The 18,436-nt window shown below is 61.2% G+C and carries 16 protein-coding genes; 10 read left to right on the plus strand and 6 right to left on the minus strand.

All coding sequences use genetic code 11. The features are described from left to right. The first annotated feature begins 199 nt into the window (after window positions 1-199). The gene (locus tag V9L13_RS27175) at window positions 200-1,549 is read left to right on the plus strand and encodes an MFS transporter (protein WP_338800990.1); all 1,350 of its coding nucleotides are present in this window, start codon (window positions 200-202) and stop codon (window positions 1,547-1,549) included. Window positions 1,550-1,721: 172 nt separating this feature from the next. On the opposite strand, the gene rapA is transcribed toward V9L13_RS27175, so the two are convergent. Then, entirely contained in the window at window positions 1,722-4,568 is a 2,847-nt protein-coding gene (gene rapA / locus V9L13_RS27180; RefSeq protein ID WP_003222393.1) for an RNA polymerase-associated protein RapA, read from the minus strand. 252 nt (window positions 4,569-4,820) lie between these two features. On the opposite strand from rapA, the gene V9L13_RS27185 reads away from it, so the two are divergent. Then, the gene (locus tag V9L13_RS27185) at window positions 4,821-5,162 is read left to right on the plus strand and encodes a hypothetical protein (RefSeq protein ID WP_003222394.1); all 342 of its coding nucleotides are present in this window, start codon (window positions 4,821-4,823) and stop codon (window positions 5,160-5,162) included. Here V9L13_RS27185 and V9L13_RS27190 read toward each other — a convergent pair. The 3 genes from V9L13_RS27190 to V9L13_RS27200 form a co-directional block, all read right to left on the minus strand. Continuing rightward, on the minus strand, window positions 5,132-6,343 hold the full coding sequence (locus tag V9L13_RS27190) for an aminotransferase class V-fold PLP-dependent enzyme (protein ID WP_338800991.1): 1,212 nt from the start codon (window positions 6,341-6,343) through the stop codon (window positions 5,132-5,134). The two genes, V9L13_RS27185 and V9L13_RS27190, sit on opposite strands and share 31 nt — an antisense overlap. Continuing rightward, window positions 6,340-6,810 carry a RidA family protein gene (locus V9L13_RS27195; protein ID WP_338800992.1) on the minus strand — a complete coding sequence of 157 codons (471 nt, stop codon included), beginning with the start codon at window positions 6,808-6,810 and terminating at the stop codon, window positions 6,340-6,342. Before V9L13_RS27195 ends, V9L13_RS27190 begins: the two co-directional genes overlap by 4 nt. An 88-nt stretch (window positions 6,811-6,898) precedes the next feature. Beyond that, window positions 6,899-7,765, minus strand: a complete 867-nt coding sequence (locus V9L13_RS27200; RefSeq protein WP_338800993.1) for a LysR substrate-binding domain-containing protein — start codon at window positions 7,763-7,765, stop codon at window positions 6,899-6,901. A 181-nt stretch (window positions 7,766-7,946) separates the two neighbouring features. Between V9L13_RS27200 and V9L13_RS27205 the strand changes: the two genes are divergently transcribed. Both V9L13_RS27205 and ccoM read left to right on the plus strand, forming a co-directional pair. After that, window positions 7,947-8,108, plus strand: coding sequence for a hypothetical protein (locus tag V9L13_RS27205; RefSeq protein ID WP_177327516.1), 162 nt, complete (start codon window positions 7,947-7,949; stop codon window positions 8,106-8,108). A gap of 148 nt (window positions 8,109-8,256) precedes the next feature. Continuing rightward, window positions 8,257-8,370: a cytochrome c oxidase subunit CcoM gene (gene ccoM, locus V9L13_RS27210; RefSeq protein ID WP_003222396.1), complete on the plus strand. Its 114-nt coding sequence runs from the start codon at window positions 8,257-8,259 to the stop codon at window positions 8,368-8,370. A gap of 1,024 nt (window positions 8,371-9,394) precedes the next feature. On the opposite strand, the gene V9L13_RS27215 is transcribed toward ccoM, so the two are convergent. Further along, complete coding sequence (locus V9L13_RS27215; protein ID WP_003222397.1) at window positions 9,395-10,870, minus strand: inorganic phosphate transporter; 1,476 nt, start codon at window positions 10,868-10,870, stop codon at window positions 9,395-9,397. Window positions 10,871-11,245: 375 nt separating this feature from the next. After that, window positions 11,246-11,446 (minus strand): hypothetical protein, encoded by a 201-nt coding sequence (locus tag V9L13_RS27220; protein ID WP_003222398.1) that lies wholly within the window; start codon window positions 11,444-11,446, stop codon window positions 11,246-11,248. 652 nt (window positions 11,447-12,098) lie between these two features. On the opposite strand from V9L13_RS27220, the gene pcaR reads away from it, so the two are divergent. The 6 genes from pcaR to pcaH all read left to right on the plus strand — a co-directional run bounded on the left by pcaR (window position 12,099) and on the right by pcaH (window position 18,436). Beyond that, entirely contained in the window at window positions 12,099-12,941 is an 843-nt protein-coding gene (gene pcaR, locus V9L13_RS27225; protein ID WP_003222399.1) for a pca regulon transcriptional regulator PcaR, read from the plus strand. Between the two features lie 294 nt (window positions 12,942-13,235). After that, the gene (locus V9L13_RS27230; RefSeq protein WP_338800995.1) at window positions 13,236-14,582 is read left to right on the plus strand and encodes an MFS transporter; all 1,347 of its coding nucleotides are present in this window, start codon (window positions 13,236-13,238) and stop codon (window positions 14,580-14,582) included. Between the two features lie 273 nt (window positions 14,583-14,855). Continuing rightward, window positions 14,856-15,713: a CoA transferase subunit A gene (locus tag V9L13_RS27235; RefSeq protein ID WP_338800996.1), complete on the plus strand. Its 858-nt coding sequence runs from the start codon at window positions 14,856-14,858 to the stop codon at window positions 15,711-15,713. Further along, on the plus strand, window positions 15,713-16,492 hold the full coding sequence (locus V9L13_RS27240) for a CoA-transferase subunit beta (protein WP_338800997.1): 780 nt from the start codon (window positions 15,713-15,715) through the stop codon (window positions 16,490-16,492). The genes V9L13_RS27235 and V9L13_RS27240 overlap by 1 nt, the downstream gene beginning before the upstream one ends. After that, window positions 16,489-17,694 carry a 3-oxoadipyl-CoA thiolase gene (pcaF, locus tag V9L13_RS27245; protein ID WP_338800998.1) on the plus strand — a complete coding sequence of 402 codons (1,206 nt, stop codon included), beginning with the start codon at window positions 16,489-16,491 and terminating at the stop codon, window positions 17,692-17,694. Before V9L13_RS27240 ends, pcaF begins: the two co-directional genes overlap by 4 nt. 37 nt (window positions 17,695-17,731) lie before the next feature. Further along, the gene (gene pcaH, locus V9L13_RS27250; RefSeq protein WP_041070512.1) at window positions 17,732-18,436 is read left to right on the plus strand and encodes a protocatechuate 3,4-dioxygenase subunit beta; all 705 of its coding nucleotides are present in this window, start codon (window positions 17,732-17,734) and stop codon (window positions 18,434-18,436) included.

Here is an 18,436-nt window from a genome sequence, read left to right on the forward strand (position 1 = left end):
TGTAGCCGGATTTTGCCGCAAAACCCCCGGTTTATGGGGGATTGCTGACTTATCAAGGGCTTACGTTTCTTTACAGTGCCATGCCTCGTTATCAGCTTGACGAATGATCACAGACAGCCCCGGCCCGCCTGTCTAGATTGCAGGTTCCGGGCTCGGATGCGTCGGCAGTGAAGCCCTATAACAATAAAGAGACGGACCCATGCAGAACTCGACCCAAGCGGCGAATGCCTGGCGCATTCTGTTCCTGTTGTTCCTTGCCAACCTGTTCAATTTCTTCGACCGCACCATTCCGGCGATCATCATCGAGCCGATCCGCATGGAATGGCACCTCAGCGACTTTCAACTGGGGATCGTCGGCACCGCGTTCACCTTGGTTTATGCCATTGCCGGCCTGCCGTTGGGGCGCATGGCCGATACCGGTTCGCGCAGCAAACTGATGGGCTGGGGCCTGGCGACCTGGAGCGCGCTGACCGCAGTCAACGGTCTGGTCGGCAGTTTCTGGAGTTTTCTGCTGGTGCGCATGGGCATCGGTATCGGCGAGGCCAGTTATGCGCCAGCCGCCAATTCGTTGATCGGCGACCTGTTCCCGGCGCACCGTCGGGCGCGGGCCATGGGCATTTTCATGCTGGGCCTGCCGCTGGGCCTGCTGCTGGCGTTCTTCACCATCGGCGCGATGGTCAAGGCGTTCGACAGCTGGCGCGCGCCGTTCTTTATCGCGGCGGTGCCGGGGCTGATCCTTGCGGTGTTCATGTTTTTCATCAAGGAACCCAAACGCGGTGCGGCAGAAACCGTGCAGGTGTCTCAGGAGAGAGTCGACAAACCGATTCGCCGGGTGCTCGCGGTGCCGACGTTCCTCTGGCTGGTGCTGGCCGGGTTGTGTTTCAACTTCGCCACCTATGCCTGCAACTCGTTCATGGTGCCGATGCTGCAGCGCTATTTCCTGATGCCTCTGCACGATGCGGCGGTGGCGACCGGGGTGATTGTCGGTATCACCGGGTTGATCGGCCTGACCCTGGGTGGCTGGATCGCTGACAAGATTCATCAGCGTGTTGCCAACGGACGCCTACTGTTTGTCGGGTTCAGCCTGATCGTCTCAACGGTGTGCACGGTGTGGGCACTGTATGTCGGGCGTGTCGAGATCGGAGTGTTCGTCGCGCTGTTCAGCGTCGGCTGGCTGTTTGCCTACAACTTCTATACCTGCGTGTACACGGCGATTCAGGACGTGGTCGAGCCGCGCCTGCGGGCCACGGCCATGGCGTTGTTCTTCGCCGGGTTGTATTTGCTGGGCGGTGGCCTGGGGCCGGTGGTGGTCGGTGGTTTGTCGGATCACTTCGCCCAGTCGGCGATGATTTCGGCGGGGGCTGAGCAGATGACCGAGGCATTCAAGGCTGTCGGGTTGCATGACGCGATGTATCTGATTCCGGTGGCGCTGTTTTTCACCATGGTGTTTCTGTTTCTGGCGGCGCGGTGTTTTGTGCGGGATGCGCAGCGGATGAAGGAGGGGTTGGTGGCGGTGAGTGAACCTGATGGTGCGGTGGCGACTGCATGATCGCCTTCGCGAGCAAGCCCGCTCCCACAGGAATCGAGTTCACACCGCAGATCTAATGTGGGAGCGGGCTTGCTCGCGAAGAGGCAATCAACAGCGCAGCATGAATATCAGACAAACAAAAAGGCCCGCATCACTGCGGGCCTTCTTGTTTTCAGCACTGAAGCAGGGCGGTTTAACCCGCCACCAACACCCGGATCGCTTCCAGACGCAGCGCCGCTTTATCCAGCATCGCCAGACCCAGTTCACGTTGCTTGCGCAACGCATCCAGTTCGCTGTCGCGCACGGTCGGGTTGACCGCTTGCAACGCGGTCAGGCGCGCCAGTTCTTCTTCGGTATCGGCCGCCAGACGACGACGGGCCTCGGCCACGCGCTCGGCGTGACGCGGGGCAATCTTGTCTTCACCGGCGTTGATCCGTGGCGTCAGCTGATCGCGCTGGGCCTGGATGAACTTGTTGGCGCTGGCACGTGGAACGCTTTCCAGTTGATCGTTGAGGGTTTCGAACGAGACCCGCGGCGACAGATCGTTGCCGTTGGCGTCGAGCAGGCAGCGCAGGGCAGCCGGTGGCAGGTAGCGGCCCAGTTGCAGCGAGCGCGGTGCAACCACTTCGCTGACGTAGAGCAGTTCCAGCAGAACGGTGCCCGGTTTCAGCGCCTTGTTCTTGATCAGCGCGACGGCGGTGTTGCCCATCGAACCGGACAGCACCAGATCCATGCCGCCCTGCACCATCGGGTGTTCCCAGGTGATGAACTGCATGTCTTCGCGCGACAGCGCCTGGTTGCGGTCGTAGGTGATGGTCACGCCTTCGTCGTCGCCCAGCGGGAAGCTGGCGTCGAGCATCTTCTCGCTCGGCTTGAGGATCAGGGCGTTTTCCGAGTGGTCTTCGCTGTCGATACCGAACGCGTCGAACAGGGTTTCCATGTAGATCGGCAGGGCGAACTGGTCGTCCTGCTCAAGGATCGCCTCGACCAGCGCGTCACCTTCGCCAGCGCCGCCGGAGTTGAGCTCCAGCAGACGGTCGCGACCGGTGTGCAGCTCTTGTTCCAGACGCTCGCGCTCGGCGCGGGCTTCGTCGATCAGGGCTTGCCACTCGCCGTCATCGGCTTCTTCAAGCAGCGGCAGCAGGCGCGGGCCGAACTGATGCTGCAAGGCGTTGCCGGTCGGGCAGGTGTTGAGGAATGCGTTCAGTGCTTCGTGGTACCACTGGAACAGGCGCTCTTGCGGGCTGGTTTCCAGGTACGGCACGTGCAGTTCGATGATGTGCTTCTGACCGATCCGGTCGAGACGCCCGATACGCTGCTCGAGCAGGTCCGGGTGCGACGGCAGATCGAACAGCACCAGGTGGTGCGCGAACTGGAAGTTGCGACCTTCACTGCCGATTTCCGAGCAGATCAGCACCTGTGCGCCAAATTCTTCGTCGGCGAAGTAGGCGGCGGCGCGGTCACGCTCGAGGATGTTCATGCCTTCATGGAACACCGTGGCCGGGATGCCGGAACGCACGCGCAGCGCGTCTTCCAGATCCATCGCGGTTTCGGCGTGGGCGCAGATCACCAGCACTTTGGTGCGCTTGAGCATTTTCAGCTGATCGATCAGCCACTCGACGCGCGGGTCGAATTTCCACCAGCGTTCTTCTTCGCTGGCGTCAGGCTGGGCCTGGAAGCTGACTTCCGGGTACAGCTCGGCGTGATCGCCCAGCGGCAGTTCGAGGTATTCGTCCGGGCATGGCAGCGGGTACGGGTGCAGTTTGCGCTCCGGGAAACCCTGCACGGCGGCGCGGGTGTTCCGGAACAGCACGCGGCCAGTGCCGTGGCGGTCGAGCAGTTCACGCACCAGACGCGCGCTGGCTTCGCTGTCGCCATCGTTGACCGCAGTCAGCAGGGCTTCGCCTTCGTTGCCGAGGAAACCGTGGATGGTCTTGTGTGCTGCAGGCGACAGGCGCCCTTTGTCGAGCAATTCCTGAACGGCTTCGGCCACCGGGCGATAGTTCTCGCTCTCGGCGCGGAACGCGGCCAGGTCATGGAAACGGTTCGGGTCGAGCAGGCGCAGACGGGCGAAGTGGCTGTCCTGACCCAGTTGTTCCGGGGTCGCGGTGAGCAGCAGCACGCCGGGAATCACTTCAGCCAGTTGTTCGACCAGCGAATACTCGGGGCTGGCCTTGTCTTCGTGCCACACCAAGTGGTGGGCTTCGTCGACCACCATCAGGTCCCAGCCGGCGGCGAACAAGGCGTCCTGCGCCTTCTCGTCTTCGACCAGCCACTCCAGGGCAACCAATGCCAGCTGGGTGTCTTCGAACGGGTTGGTGGCATCGCTTTCGATGAAGCGTTCTTCGTCGAACAGCGCGACCTGCAAGTTGAAGCGGCGGCGCATTTCCACCAGCCACTGGTGCTGGAGGTTTTCCGGAACCAGGATCAGCACGCGGTTGGCGCGGCCCGAGAGCAACTGGCGATGGATCACCAGACCGGCTTCGATGGTTTTCCCCAGACCCACTTCGTCCGCCAGCAGAACCCGTGGCGCGATGCGGTCGGCGACTTCACGGGCGATGTGCAACTGGTGCGCGATCGGTTGCGCACGCACGCCGCCCAGGCCCCAGAGCGAGGACTGCAACTGGCGGCTGGTGTGTTCCAGGGTGTTGTAGCGCAGGGAGAACCACGACAGCGGGTCGATCTGCCCGGCGAACAGACGGTCGCTGGCCAGACGGAACTGAATGAAGTTCGACAGCTGGGTTTCCGGCAGGGTAACGGCTTCGTTCTGCCCGTTGAGACCGTGATAGACCATCAGCCCGTCGACGTCGTCGACTTCGCGCACGGTCATCTTCCAGCCTTCGAAGTGAGTAATGGTGTCACCCGGCGAGAATCGCACGCGGGTGAGGGGCGCATTCCGTAGCGCGTACTGGCGGGTTTCGCCAGTGGCCGGGTAAAGCACGGTCAACAAGCGGCCGTCCTGTGCCAGAACGGTGCCTAAACCAAGCTCTGCTTCGCTGTCACTGATCCAGCGTTGCCCCGGTTGATACTGCTGCGCCATGCTGCCTGACTCCCACCTTGAAAAAGCGGGCTATCTTAACGGAATGCAGGCTTCAGGGCCAAAGATTACTGGGTAGGAGCTGCCGCAGGCTGCGATCTTTTGATCTACGGAAACACCTGAGTTCTACATTGTCCCATTAAAAGATCGCAGCCTTCGGCAGCTCCTACAGTGCCAACCCGGTCACAAGTTTGCGACCAGTGGCTCAAGGCGCCTTTGCCGCAGCCGATAGCCTGCTGACAGGAGACCCTTTATATGCTGCCACCGATGCTCCCCCTGAGCGCTGTGCCGATCACTTCCCAGCAGGATCCGATTCGCCAGCGGCCGGACATTCCTCCGGTGGTGCCGGTGCAGGAAAGCTCCAACGAAAGCACGATCGACCTGCAAAAACGTGACCCGGAAGAGGATCGACTGCTGGCGCGCGAAGAACAGCGTCGCCAGCAGGAACGTGATCGTCGCCGTCGCGAAGCCGACGAAGACCCGGAAGAGCATCTGGCCGTGCCGGGCACCGAGCTGAATGCTGACAACACCGTGCCGGTGGTGCCGCTGATGGAAGATCAGCCGCGTCAGGGCTTGTGGGTCGATATCGAGATCTGAGGCGCCGCCGCCAGCTCGCCCAGACTGGCCAGCAACACATCGATTTCCTCCTCAGTATTCAGATAGCTCACCGCCACCCGCGCCAGGCTTTCGAGCCCGCGGGCCTGCATGTCGAGGGGCGTGTAGGCCACGCCGTTGGCGCCGATGTTGATTCGCCGTGCAGCCAGCGCCTGCTTCAGTTCGATACAATCCCAGCCCTCAAGGGTGAAGGCGATCAGCCCGGACTGTTGATCCGCCGCGCCGAGGTTGTGCAGGGTCAGGCCGGGAATGCTCCGCAGGCGCTGACGCAGGTAATCGCTTAATTGCTCGATACGCTGACGAATCGATAGTGCGCCGATCCGATTGTGTTCCTCCAGCGCATTGGCCAGCCCGGCCAGCAGGGCCAGCGACACTTCACTGGTTTCAAAACGGCGCGCATCATCGCGCAGGGGGAAGCGCCGGCCATCCCAAGGCGCCGACAACACATCGCGTTGCTGTGGCAACAGCCGTTGCAGAAACGCCCCCCGGATGTACATCAACGCCGTACCGCGCGGGCCGCGCAAAAACTTGCGCCCGGCGCCCTTGAGCACATCGCACTGCAAGGCCTGGACGTCGCAGGGCAACTGCCCCAGCGCCTGACCGGCGTCGATGAAGTATGGGACTCCATGTTGTCGAGCGACCTGACCGATTCGCGCGGCCGGGTTGATGAGGCCGCCATTGGCCGGCAGCCAGGTCAGGGCGATCAGGCGCACGTGACGATCGATCATCTGCGCGAGCGCTTGCGGATCGACAGCGCCATCGGCATCGCAGGGGATCACCTGCAGTCGCGCACCGGCCTTTACCGCTTCAGCCATGCAGGCCAGATTACCGGCCCATTCGTGACGTCCGACGAGGATCCGCTCGCCGGGTTGCCATGGCCCCAGCGCATTGAACGCCTGACTCCATGCCGCCGAGCCGCTGCTGGCGAAGGCGATGTCTTCCGGGGCAGCATTGAGCAGTGTCGCGGCGGCGGTGCGTGCCCTGTGCTGCAGTTGAGTGTCAGCGGCCTCCATCGGGCCGCCGAGCGCTTCGCGTTGCAGCTGCTCGATGATTGCATCGAGGGTTGCCTGGCTCGGCAGAGAGGCACCCGCATGGTTGAAGTGAATGATCCGGGCGCAGCCGGGCGTGGCCGCTCGCAGATATTCGACTGCTTGGGCATTCACGGGAGCAGCTCGAAAATCGCATCGACTTCAACGGCCACACCACTTGGCAGGCTGCACACCCCCACGGCGGTACGGACATGCCTGCCCTTTTCACCGAGTGCGTTGACCAGCAAATTGGAAGCACCGTTGGCCACGGCGCCCTGGCGTTGAAAGTCGGGAGTGGTGGCGATAAAAACGCCGAGTCGCAGGATACGCCCCAGTTTTGACAGGTCATCGCCCAAGGCATCGCTCAATTGCGCGAGCAGGCCCAATGCAGCCAGCTCGGCGGCCTTGACCCCCTCTTCTTCGCTGATGGCTTCGCCCAAACGTCCGATGAACGCCGGTTTGCCGTCAACCAACGGAATTTGTCCGGAGATGTACAGGCGGTTTTGAGTGCCGACCTGATTGACGTAATTGGCGATGGGCTGGCTTGGAGGCGGAAGTTGCAGGCCGAGTAGTTCAATGCGCGCGCTGAGTGAATCGGTCATGTTGAGTGCTCCTGAATGAGGTCATCAGCATGTTGAAGCGACGGATTGACGACAAACGGATAGATCTAATCCGACGTATCGAAATCGCTCATGCATGGACCTGTTCATCCAGCCATTGGATGAAACTCTGCACGGCTGCTCCAGACGGGCGATCGGGAGTGACCAGCCAATAACCGATGTCGCCATGCATCGGCGGCGTGTCAAACGCCGGTACCAGAGAGCCCTCCTTGAGCCGGCGTTCGATCAGGCATTGACGGCCCATGGCGATGCCCTGACCGGCGACCGCCGCCTCGACGACGATGTTGTAGTCATGGAGCATGACACTGGGGACGTGGCTCAGGTCGATGCCGCTGTGCTGATACCAGTCTGTCCATTCGAAAGGCTGGTGCGATTTGGCCATCAGCAGCGGGCCGTTTTTCACGCCTTTGGCCTTGAAATCCGGGCTGCATACCGGGGTCAGGGTTTCGCTCATGAAGCGTCGGGCCAGGACTTTCGGCCAGCCACCCTTGCCATAACGGATCGCCATGTCCACCTCGCCACCATCGACATCGGCCAATTGCACGGAGGGCAGCAGTTCGACGTGGATGTGTGGGTTTTTCGTGTTGAAATCCGCCAGTCGCGGCGCCAGCCATAAAGTGGCGAAGGAGGCGAGCAGGCCGATGCGCAAGGTGGTCGGCTGCTCGCCGCGCAGTTGCCGGGTGGCGGCCGCAATGACAGCGAGGGCGGGTTCGATTTGTCGGTAGTACGCTTCCCCGGCGGGCGTCAGATCGATGGCCCGGGTGCGTCGGACAAACAGGCGCAGGTGGAGAAACTCTTCGAGTTTTTGCACCTGATGGCTGATCGCACTCTGGGTCACTGACAACTCGTCGGCAGCCTTGATGAAACTCAAATGGCGGGCCACGGCTTCAAAGGCGCGCAGGGCCATCAGCGGCGGCAGGTCCTGATGCAGGGGCACGGCAAACATCCTTGGGGTTCGCGGCAAAGCGCAGATTGTGCGGTGAAAACCGCCGCGTGGTACATCAATTGTTCCAGGTTGCCCGCGTCGACGGCTGGTCAGGCTCGGCGCCAGGCGGCATTATTGGCGCAGTCCTGCCTTTGATGCGGCAGTTGTGATTCTTTCAAGTGATGCACCCGCCATGAGCCAAGACGACAAACTGATCGACCTCAGCACCGAGCGCGCCAAGCGTGTGCATGATCTCAACGAGAAACGCCTGAACGAAGTGCGCAAGGCCTTCGAGCAAGCGATGCCGCTGGGAAAAGCCAAGAAAAAGTCGAAAAACAAGCCGAAAAAGCGTTGATCTCCCCCTGCGTCCTTTGATGCAGGTCAGTTATTTTCCCGCCTTTGCCTTCTGTGTTGTCCGGACTTGATCCTGGTCAATTTCTGCGTCTGCGTGATTGGTTAACTTAGTTCCATCGCAGCAAAGCAGGGGCCAGGAGGCCACAGTCATGTTTTTCGATAACGTGGTGTTTGCCGGGGTTCTGACCGTAGGTCTCATGGTTCTGTTTTTTGCAGGGTTTGGATTTTTTATCTGGAAGGATGCGAATAAGCGCAAGAAGTAGTCTTTCTGGGTTTGATGAGCACGCAAGGCATTTTGGGCGACTTCGGTTGCCCTTTTTTTTTGTTCTTGGCGGCCTTTGGGCCGACCATGTTCTTGGGGTTTTGGGTGTATATCCGTTTCTGCGGGGGTTGCTGATTAGGGTTCCGCCCTTACGGCGGGTCACTTTTTCCAGACGCCGAAAAAGTAACCAAAAAGGCTTTACCCTGACGTTCGGCCCTCGCCTGGGCTCGGGTTCCTTCGCTCCGGGATTCATCCGGGGGGCAGCGCCTACGGTTTGCTTCGCTGCACCTCCTCTCGCTGTGTTTGGCTGCGCCAAACGGTCGCTGCGCTCCCACCCCCGGATAAATCCCTCCACTCAGCCTGCCGACGGGCCCTCAGATCAAAATCAAAAGCGGTACTCGAGCTAACGCTCATTGTGTTGAGTGGGGCGGCTTCGCCGCATGGGGTGCACGTTCTCTAAATTGTAGGAGCCAGCCTGCTGGCGATGGCGGCCTGACAGCCGACCAATCTCTTACTGATATACCCGGCCCTACTGTGGGAGCGGGCTTGCTCGCGAAGGCGGCCTGATAGCCGAACAATCTCTTACTGAATACACCCCATCCCATGTAGGAGCTGCCGAAGGCTGCGATCTTTTGATCTGGCTCTGGCTCTGGCTCTGGCTCTTGATGTGGCTTTTGATCTTCAAGCCCCTTCGGCAGGCCGAGCGAAGGTGTCCATCAGGGGGTAGGCGCGCAGCGCCATGCGGCGAAGCCGCATACATCGAGAGGAGGTGCAGCGAAGCAAACCGTAGGCGATGCCCCCTGATGGACACCGTAGCGAGGGAACACTGAGCCTCAGCGAAGTGCCGTACGCCGGGGCAAAGCCTTTTGGGTTACCTTTTCGGCGTTTGGAAAAGGTGACTCGCTGTAAGAGCGAAACCGCCAGCGGCAACACCCGCAGCAACGGATATGCCCCCAATCCAACCAAAGCAAAAAAGGCGCGATCCTTTCGAATCACGCCTTTTCATCAAAGCTTGAAGCAGTCTATCAGCTACCCAACGCTTTGGACGCCAACCAGAACAACCCAGCCGACAACGCCACAGTCGCCGGCAAGGTCAGCACCCACGCCAGCAGGATAGTGCGAACAGTCCCACCCTGCAGGCCGCTCTTGTTGGCGACCATGGTGCCGGCCACGCCCGAGGACAGGACGTGGGTGGTGGACACCGGCAGGCTGAAAATGTTGGCCATGCCGATCAGACTGGCAGTAGTGATCTGCGCCGACATGCCCTGAGAGTAGGTCATGCCTTGCTTGCCGATCTTCTCGCCGATGGTCAGTACCACGCGTTTCCAGCCGACCATGGTGCCCAGGCCGAGGGCCAGGGCGACCGCCAGAATCACCCAGAACGGCGCGTATTCAGTGGTGGTGGTCAGGTCTTTGCGCAGTTTGTCCAGGTCAGCCTTTTCACGCGCTTCGAGGCCTGGCAGCTTGCCGACTTTCTTCGCGGTATCGTCCAGGCACAGCAGGTAGCGACGGACTTCGATGCGGCTTTCCGAGGACAGCGAATGGTAGTCCGCTACACCTTTAAGGGTGCCAAGCAGGGCGTTGATGGTCGGTTCGGTCTGCTGCGGGTTGCAGCGGAATTTTTCCGGCAGATCGCCTTCAACACTTTTGCCCAGGGCCAGGAATTCGCCCAGGGAATCGGCGTTGCGCTTGTAGAACTGGCTCAGGTGCAAGGTCGCGTCGCGGGTGCGCTCGATCTGGTAGGTGGTGCTGCTCAGGTCAAGCACGAACTGTGCAGGCACGATACCGATCAGTACCAGCATGATCAGGCCGATGCCTTTCTGGCCATCGTTGGAACCGTGCACGAAGCTCACGGCCATGGCCGAGATCACCAGGACCAGGCGGTTCCAGAACGGCGGGTGCTTCTTGTCGTCGATCTTGCGGCGCTGTTCCGGGGTCTTGTGCATCTTCGACAGCGGGCGCCACCACTTCAGGCCGATCAGGATCAGCGCGGCGATCAGGAAGCCAGCCATTGGCGAGAACACCAGCGAGGCGCCAATGTCGATCGCTTTCTGCCAGTTCACGCCGTCGGCCAACGGGATGTTGTTGATCAGGGCGTTGGCCAGGCCGACGCCGAGGATCGAGCCGATCAGGGTGTGGGAGCTGGAGGCCGGGATACCGAAGTACCAGGTGCCCAGGTTCCAGGTGATCGCCGCGGCGAGCAACGAGAACACCATCGCCAGGCCATGGCCGGTGTTCACATTGATCAGCAGTTCTACCGGCAGCAGGTGAACAATGGCATACGCCACGCCAACGCCGCCCAGCAACACGCCGAGGAAGTTGAACACACCGGAGAAGAACACCGCCAGGTGAGGCGGCATGGCTTTGGTGTAGATAACAGTGGCTACCGCGTTAGCGGTGTCATGAAATCCATTGATGAACTCGAAGGCGAGGACAAACGTCAGGGCGAGCAAGAGGCTCACAAGCACCCAAGCATCCAGTCCGCTGAATAAATCGATCATGAAGGTTTTCTGACCCGGTCATAAGGGGGCGCGATTATGCCAGAAAAGACTGGAAATCGATCCCCTACCTGCTCATCGGTAGCAATCAATGTCGAATTAAATTGTTGCAAGGTGCAAAGCCCGAGCGTGTTGCAGGGTTTTTCAAGTGCTTGATTGGCTTGGAAAAACTTTCAGGCAGCAGGCGTTTTGTCGAGCGCGCAGGGGCCTCAAACGTTTGTGTGAAATATCTCTGAAACGAGTCAGACACGCTCCTTTCCCGTGCAGGACGGGGGAGGTGGCCGCTGCCCGCGGGTAGCGGGCGCGCAAGGCATCATCGGGTCACCGTGCTTGTAGCCGGTGGCGACGCAGGCCCTCGAAAAACTCAGGATCGCCCGTTCATGGCTCTTCGGTTTTGAGTTCTTCTTCCATCTTTTTCAGTTCTTGCTGGAAAACCTGATCCTGAACTGTGGGGCGTTTACGCCATGCCTTGCGTTCCGGTTCGGGTTGGGCGGCGTAGGTGGTGACTTCCCCGCCGTAAACTTCCTTGTAACGTTGTTCCTGGCGCTCAAGTTCCGCGCGCAGTTCGTCTTTCGTCACAGTGCTACCTGTTTGAGTTGAGATAAATGTCTGGTGAAACGCACGGCAACGAGTCGATTGAACACGTCCACCGAGGGGCAATGCCAGTTCAGGCATTGGAGTTGTCGGCAGGGCGATCAAGACTTCCATGTTGCAGGCGGCTACGGCACCAGATTAAAACTGACGCAGCATCAGTTTCCTGTTTCAGCAAGCGCGCTGGCGGTGCATGAATAATGAGCGTCAGGCGCTGGCCGGGGCTGACGGCAATAGGCAGCGCATCAGCGGGCGGCACCCTCGGCCAGTGAAAACGCGGCGCCACTGAGGTGCATTATAGCGGTCGAATCGGGATTGACTATCTTTGCCAAGTTAAAAACGGTTCGGGATGTGTGATCGTTTTGTTGCTGACAAGTTTTATCGCTAGTTGAAATTTGTCGAAACCTTTAAGGACGCGCGTTCAGTTTCTGGCGCCATTAAGTCGAGCAACTAATGGGTCATGCAAAGTTGGCTGAACAGGTTGGCCCAACGATTGAAGAAGCCGCGAAGGACGGCGGCTGATGGATTGCGATAATCGGTCGGCGGTTCGATAATCGCCCAATCTTGGCGTCTCGGCCCTTGTGCATCTGTCGGCGAGCCGCTTGTATAGCCATTGATCCGTGATGCAAAAGGACAAGAAATGAACGATCAAATGCGCAACTCCTTCACCTCCGTGGCGCCGCCGATCGTCGCTTCGCCGGCCAAGCGCATCCAGGCGCTGACCGGCGATCCGGATTTCATGACCTCGCTGGCCCGTGGCCTGGCGGTGGTGCAGGCGTTTCAGGAGCGTAAGCGACACCTGACCATCGCCCAGATCAGCCACCGCACGGAAATTCCCCGCGCCGCCGTGCGTCGTTGCCTGCACACCTTGATCAAACTGGGTTACGCCACCACCGATGGCCGCACATATTCGTTGCTGCCCAAAGTCCTGACCCTTGGCCACGCCTATCTGTCATCGACGCCGCTGGCGGTGTCGGCCCAGCCGTACCTCGACCGCATGAGCGAGCAACTGCACGAAGCCTGCAACATGGCCACACTTGAAGGCGACGACATTCTGTACATCGCCCGTTCGGCGACCACGCAGCGGCTGATTTCGGTGGACCTGTCGGTGGGTGGGCGGCTACCGGCGTATTGCACGTCGATGGGCCGCATCCTGCTGGCGGCGCTGGACGACACCTCGCTGGGCGAATACCTCGACCATGCCGAACTGGTGGCCAAAACCAGTCGCACCCTGCATACCCCGGAAAGTCTGCTCGAATGCCTGCAGGAAGTTCGGCAGCAGGGCTGGTGCATCGTCGATCAGGAACTCGAGCAAGGCCTGCGTTCGATTGCCGTGCCGGTGTACGACGCGTCGGGCCAGGTGGTCGCGGCGCTCAACGTCAGTACCCACGCGGGGCGCGTTAGCCGTACCGAGCTGGAGCAACGCTTTCTGCCGGGCCTGCTCAGTGCCAGCCGCGACCTCAGCGCCCAGTTGTTCGCCTGATGAAGCTGTTCGATAAACGCACAGTGTTGCGTTTATCGAATTGACGCTAAAAGCCTCGGATCATTAATGTCGCGGCAGCGTCATCCGGCGCAGATGTGAATGAGCCTGCCGGATTGTCGACTCCCATAATAATGACAAGAGGCAACTCACCATGCGCATGCTCCCCGACTGTCTCAGCCCCATTCCCTGTTGCCGGATTCACCGCAACGCCTGATTCCAGCCTTCTATTCTTGTGACCGTGCCGCTTTTTGGCCGGCCGCCGTTCGACTGCGTTTTTTGCGTGGAATAAAAATAATGAACCAGCCTCAGTCCGCTGTAGGTAACTGCCTCGACGTGCAGACCTTCATCAATGCCCAACCGATCTCGCGCTATCAGTGGCGCGTGGTGATCCTGTGTTTCCTGATTGTGTTTCTCGATGGCCTCGACACCGCGGCGATGGGCTTTATCGCCCCGGCCTTGTCCCAGGACTGGGGCATCGACCGCGCCAGCCTCGGCCCGGTGATGAGTGCCGCGCTGATCGGCATGGTGTTCGGCGCACTGGGTTCCGGCCCACTGGCTGACCGCTTCGGGCGCAAAGTGGTACTGGTCGGCGCGGTGCTGCTGTTTGGCGCTTTCAGTCTGGCTTCGGCCTACAGCACCAACGTCGAACAATTGCTGGTGCTGCGTTTCCTCACCGGCCTCGGTCTGGGCGCCGGCATGCCCAACGCCACCACACTGCTCTCGGAATACACCCCGGAGCGCAAGAAATCCTTGCTGGTGACCAGCATGTTCTGCGGTTTCAACCTCGGCATGGCTGGCGGCGGTTTCATTTCGGCGAAGCTGATCCCGGCGTTCGGCTGGCACAGCCTGCTGCTGATCGGCGGGATCCTGCCGCTGATCCTCGCGGTGGTGCTGCTGTTCTGGCTGCCGGAGTCGGCGCGTTTTCTGGTGGTGCGCAATCGCGGCACCGACAAAGTACGCAAGACCTTGTCGCCGATCGATCCGGTCACCGTCGCGCAGGCCTCGAGTTTCAGCGTGCCGGAACAGAAAACCGTCAAGGCGCGCAACGTGTTCGCGGTGATTTTCTCCGGCACCTACAGCGTCGGTACCTTGCTGCTGTGGCTGACCTACTTCATGGGCCTGGTCATCGTCTACCTCCTGACCAGTTGGCTGCCGACCCTGATGCGTGACAGCGGGGCGAGCATGGAGCAGGCGGCGTTCATTGGCGCGTTGTTCCAGTTCGGCGGGGTGTTGAGTGCGGTCGCTGTGGGTTGGGCGATGGACCGCTTCAATCCGCACAAGGTCATCGGCACGTTCTACCTGCTGGCCGGGGTGTTTGCCTACGCGGTAGGGCAGAGCCTGGGCAACATCACGTTGCTCGCAACCTTGGTGCTGGTGGCGGGGATGTGCGTCAACGGTGCGCAATCGGCGATGCCTTCGCTGGCGGCGCGGTTTTATCCGACCCAGGGCCGCGCAACCGGGGTGTCGTGGATGCTCGGGATTGGCCGCTTTGGTGCGATTCTCGGGGCGTGGATGGGCGCGACGTTGCTGGGATTGGGCTGGAACTTTGAGCAGGTGTTGACGGCGTTGGTGATTCCGGCGGCGTTGGCAACGACTGCGGTGGTGATTAAAGGCGTGGTGAGTCATGCGGATGCGACTTGAGTCGAGTCATTTTGATCCGCGCTGCATGTTCCGGCGCCTTCGCGAGCAAGCCCGCTCCCACAGGGATAACACATTTCAAATGTGGGAGCGGGCTTGCTCGCGATGCCTTTGGCTTTGATTGATAGGGTGGTAACAATCTGTTCGATAAACGAACACTCAGTCGATTATCGGATTGTTTGGCGATTTTCAGCGGCTTAATCTGCAGTGACTCCGGCGCTGAACCTCGCGCCTTTTTCTCACTGGCGATTCACTACAAAAACGGGAGCCTGCTCCATGGCTGAGATCCTTTCGCTGCACGACGCGGTGAAGCAATTCGTCAACGACGGCGACACCGTCGCGCTCGAAGGCTTCACTCACCTGATTCCGACAGCCGCAGGTCATGAAATCATTCGTCAGGGCAAGAAAAATCTGACCCTGGTGCGGATGACGCCTGACCTGATCTACGACCAACTGATCGGTGCCGGTTGTGCACGCAAGCTGATCTTTTCCTGGGGCGGCAACCCGGGTGTGGGTTCGCTGCACCGCCTGCGCGACGCGGTCGAGAAGCAGTGGCCGCATGCGCTGGAAATCGAAGAGCACAGCCACGCTGACTTGGCCAACGCCTACGTCGCCGGCGCTTCCGGCCTACCGTTCGCCGTGCTGCGGGCCTACGCCGGTTCCGACCTGCCGAAGGTCAATCCGCTGATCAAATCCGTGACCTGCCCGTTCACCGGTGAAGTGCTGGCGGCGGTGCCGTCGGTACGTCCGGACGTGACCGTGATCCACGCGCAGAAGGCCGACCGCCAAGGCAACGTGTTGCTGTGGGGCATTCTTGGTGTGCAGAAAGAAGCCGCGCTGGCGGCCAAGCGTTGCATCGTCACCGTCGAGGAGATCGTCGATAACCTCAACGCCCCGATGAATGCCTGCGTGCTGCCGACCTGGGCCTTGAGCGCGGTTTGCCATGTACCCGGCGGCGCGCATCCGTCCTACGCCCACGGTTACACCGAGCGTGACAATCGTTTCTATCAGGCGTGGGATCCGATCGCCCGTGACCGTGAGACGTTTACCGCGTGGATCAACGAATACATCCATGGCTGCGCTGATTTCAGCGAGTTCCAGGCCAAGTTGGCCGCTGCTTCGGAGGCCAAGTAATGACTTACACCACCAATGAAATGATGACCGTCGCTGCGGCCCGTCGCCTGAAAAACGGCTCGGTGTGCTTCGTCGGCATCGGTCTGCCGTCGAAAGCCGCCAACCTCGCGCGCCTGACTTCGTCGCCGGACGTGGTGCTGATCTACGAATCCGGCCCGATTGGCGCCAAACCAAGCGTGCTGCCGCTGTCGATCGGTGACGGCGAATTGGCGGAAACTGCCGACACCGTCGTGCCGACCGGTGAGATTTTTCGCTACTGGCTGCAGGGCGGGCGCATCGACGTCGGTTTTCTCGGCGCGGCGCAGGTCGACCGTTTCGGCAACATCAACACCACCGTGGTCGGCGACTATCACGCGCCGAAAGTGCGCCTGCCGGGTGCCGGTGGCGCGCCGGAAATCGCCGGCTCGGCGAAAAGCGTGTTGATCATCCTCAAACAGTCGGCGCGCTCGTTCGTCGACAAACTCGACTTCATTACCTCGGTCGGTCACGGCGAGGGCGGCGATTCACGCAAGCGTCTGGGCCTGCCGGGCGCCGGTCCGGTCGGGATCATCACCGACCTGTGCATCATGGAGCCGGAAGCGGACACCCACGAATTCGTGGTCACCGCACTGCATCCGGGCGTGACCCGCGAGCAAGTGGTCGCCGCCACCGGTTGGGCGATCCGCTTTGCCGACAACGTTGAAACCACGGCTGCGCCGACCGAGGTCGAACTGACCGCGCTGCGCGATCTCGAAGCGCGCACCGCCGCCGCCCACGGCCAGGCACCGGGAGAAGCATGATGCGTGACGTGTATATCTGCGACGCGATTCGCACCCCCATCGGCCGGTTCGGCGGTGGTCTGGCCGCCGTGCGCGCCGACGATCTGGCCGCCGTGCCGATCAAGGCGCTGATGGAGCGCAATCCCTCGGTGGACTGGAACGCGATCGACGAAGTGTTCCTCGGCTGCGCCAACCAGGCCGGCGAAGACAACCGCAACGTGGCACGCATGGCGCTGCTGCTGGCCGGCCTGCCGGAGAGCGTGCCGGGCGTGACCCTCAACCGTCTCTGTGCTTCGGGCATGGACGCGATCGGCACCGCGTTCCGCGCCATTGCCAGTGGCGAGATGGAGCTGGCGATTGCCGGTGGCGTCGAGTCGATGTCCCGCGCGCCGTTCGTGATGGGCAAGGCTGACGCGGCGTTCTCGCGCAACATGAAACTGGAAGACACCACCATCGGCTGGCGTTTCATCAACCCGTTGATGAAAGCCCAGTACGGCGTCGATGCGATGCCGCAGACCGCCGACAACGTCGCCGACGACTATAAAGTATCGCGCGCCGACCAGGACGCGTTCGCCCTGCGCAGCCAGCAACGCACCGCCGCTGCGCAGGCTGCGGGCTACTTCGCCGAGGAAATCGTCGAAGTGCGGATCGCCCACAAGAAGGGCGAAACCGTGGTCAGCCAGGACGAACATCCTCGCGCCGACACGACAATTGAAGCCCTGAGCAAACTCAAACCGGTCAACGGCCCGGACAAGACTGTCACCGCTGGCAACGCGTCCGGGGTCAACGACGGCGCGGCCGCGCTGATTCTCGCTTCGGCTGAAGCGGTGAAGAAACACGGCCTGACCGCCCGCGCCAAAGTGCTGGGCATGGCCAGTGCCGGCGTCGCGCCACGGGTGATGGGCATCGGCCCGGTGCCAGCGGTGCGCAAACTGATCGAGCGTCTCGGGGTGGCGGTCAGCGATTTCGACGTGATCGAACTCAACGAAGCCTTCGCCAGCCAGGGCCTGGCGGTGCTGCGGGAACTGGGTCTGGCCGACGATGCGTCGCAGGTCAACCCGAACGGTGGCGCGATTGCCTTGGGTCACCCGTTGGGCATGAGCGGCGCGCGACTGGTGCTGACCGCGTTGCATCAGTTGGAAAAGACCGGCGGCAAGAAAGGTCTGGCGACCATGTGCGTTGGCGTCGGGCAGGGTCTGGCCCTGGCCATCGAACGCGTCTGACGCAGCGCGTCGACTGATAAGAACTGAGGAAAGCGAAATGACTGACAAGCCTGGCTACCGTCGTCCGCAGGAAGGCACCCAGCCTGAGTACCTGCACCCGACGTATCAATCCACCAACCTGCGCTCGCCGTCCAAGCCATTGGTGTTTCTGCCGCATTCGTTGTCGGAGATCACCGGCCCGACCATCGGTGCCGAACGCGTCGCCGACAAGGACAACGACCTGACCGCCCAGCACGACGGCGAGCCGTTGGGCGAGCGCATCATCATTCACGGCCGTGTGCTCGACGAAAACGGTTTGCCGGTGCCGGGGATTCTGGTGGAGATCTGGCAGGCCAACGCCGCCGGTCGCTACAACCACAAGCGTGACCTGCACGACGCGCCGCTGGACCCGAACTTCACCGGCACCGGCCGCACTGTGACCGACGCCGACGGCTGGTATCAGTTCCAGACCATCAAGCCAGGCGCCTATCCGTGGGGCAACCACCATAATGCGTGGCGCCCGGCGCACATCCATTTCTCGCTGTTCGGGCCGAGCATCCTCACCCGTCTGGTGACGCAGATGTATTTCCCCGGCGACCCGCTGCTGGCCTACGACCCGATCTACAACTGCGTGCCGGACACCTCCGCGAAGGAACGTCTGATCGCCGCTTTCGATCTGGAAAAAACCATTCCGTCCTACGCCCTCGGCTATCGCTGGGACATCGTCTTGCGCGGCCGCGACGCCACGCCGATGGAGAAATAA

The sequence above is a fragment of the Pseudomonas sp. RSB 5.4 genome (genome assembly GCF_037126175.1).
GTDB lineage: Bacteria > Pseudomonadota > Gammaproteobacteria > Pseudomonadales > Pseudomonadaceae > Aquipseudomonas > Aquipseudomonas fluorescens_H.

Excerpts from the sequence above, each read along its gene's own strand:
- V9L13_RS27195 (WP_338800992.1), bottom strand. The coding sequence starts at position 6,810 with ATGACCGATTCACTCAGCGCGCGCATTGAACTACTCGGCCTGCAACTT.
- V9L13_RS27240 (WP_338800997.1), top strand. The coding sequence starts at position 15,713 with ATGACTTACACCACCAATGAAATGATGACCGTCGCTGCGGCCCGTCGC.
- pcaF (WP_338800998.1), top strand. The coding sequence starts at position 16,489 with ATGATGCGTGACGTGTATATCTGCGACGCGATTCGCACCCCCATCGGC.
- pcaR (WP_003222399.1), top strand. The coding sequence starts at position 12,099 with ATGAACGATCAAATGCGCAACTCCTTCACCTCCGTGGCGCCGCCGATC.
- V9L13_RS27185 (WP_003222394.1), top strand. The coding sequence starts at position 4,821 with ATGCTGCCACCGATGCTCCCCCTGAGCGCTGTGCCGATCACTTCCCAG.
- V9L13_RS27205 (WP_177327516.1), top strand. The coding sequence starts at position 7,947 with ATGAGCCAAGACGACAAACTGATCGACCTCAGCACCGAGCGCGCCAAG.
- V9L13_RS27175 (WP_338800990.1), top strand. The coding sequence starts at position 200 with ATGCAGAACTCGACCCAAGCGGCGAATGCCTGGCGCATTCTGTTCCTG.
- pcaH (WP_041070512.1), top strand. The coding sequence starts at position 17,732 with ATGACTGACAAGCCTGGCTACCGTCGTCCGCAGGAAGGCACCCAGCCT.
- rapA (WP_003222393.1), bottom strand. The coding sequence starts at position 4,568 with ATGGCGCAGCAGTATCAACCGGGGCAACGCTGGATCAGTGACAGCGAA.
- V9L13_RS27235 (WP_338800996.1), top strand. The coding sequence starts at position 14,856 with ATGGCTGAGATCCTTTCGCTGCACGACGCGGTGAAGCAATTCGTCAAC.
- V9L13_RS27230 (WP_338800995.1), top strand. The coding sequence starts at position 13,236 with ATGAACCAGCCTCAGTCCGCTGTAGGTAACTGCCTCGACGTGCAGACC.
- ccoM (WP_003222396.1), top strand. The coding sequence starts at position 8,257 with ATGTTTTTCGATAACGTGGTGTTTGCCGGGGTTCTGACCGTAGGTCTC.
- V9L13_RS27215 (WP_003222397.1), bottom strand. The coding sequence starts at position 10,870 with ATGATCGATTTATTCAGCGGACTGGATGCTTGGGTGCTTGTGAGCCTC.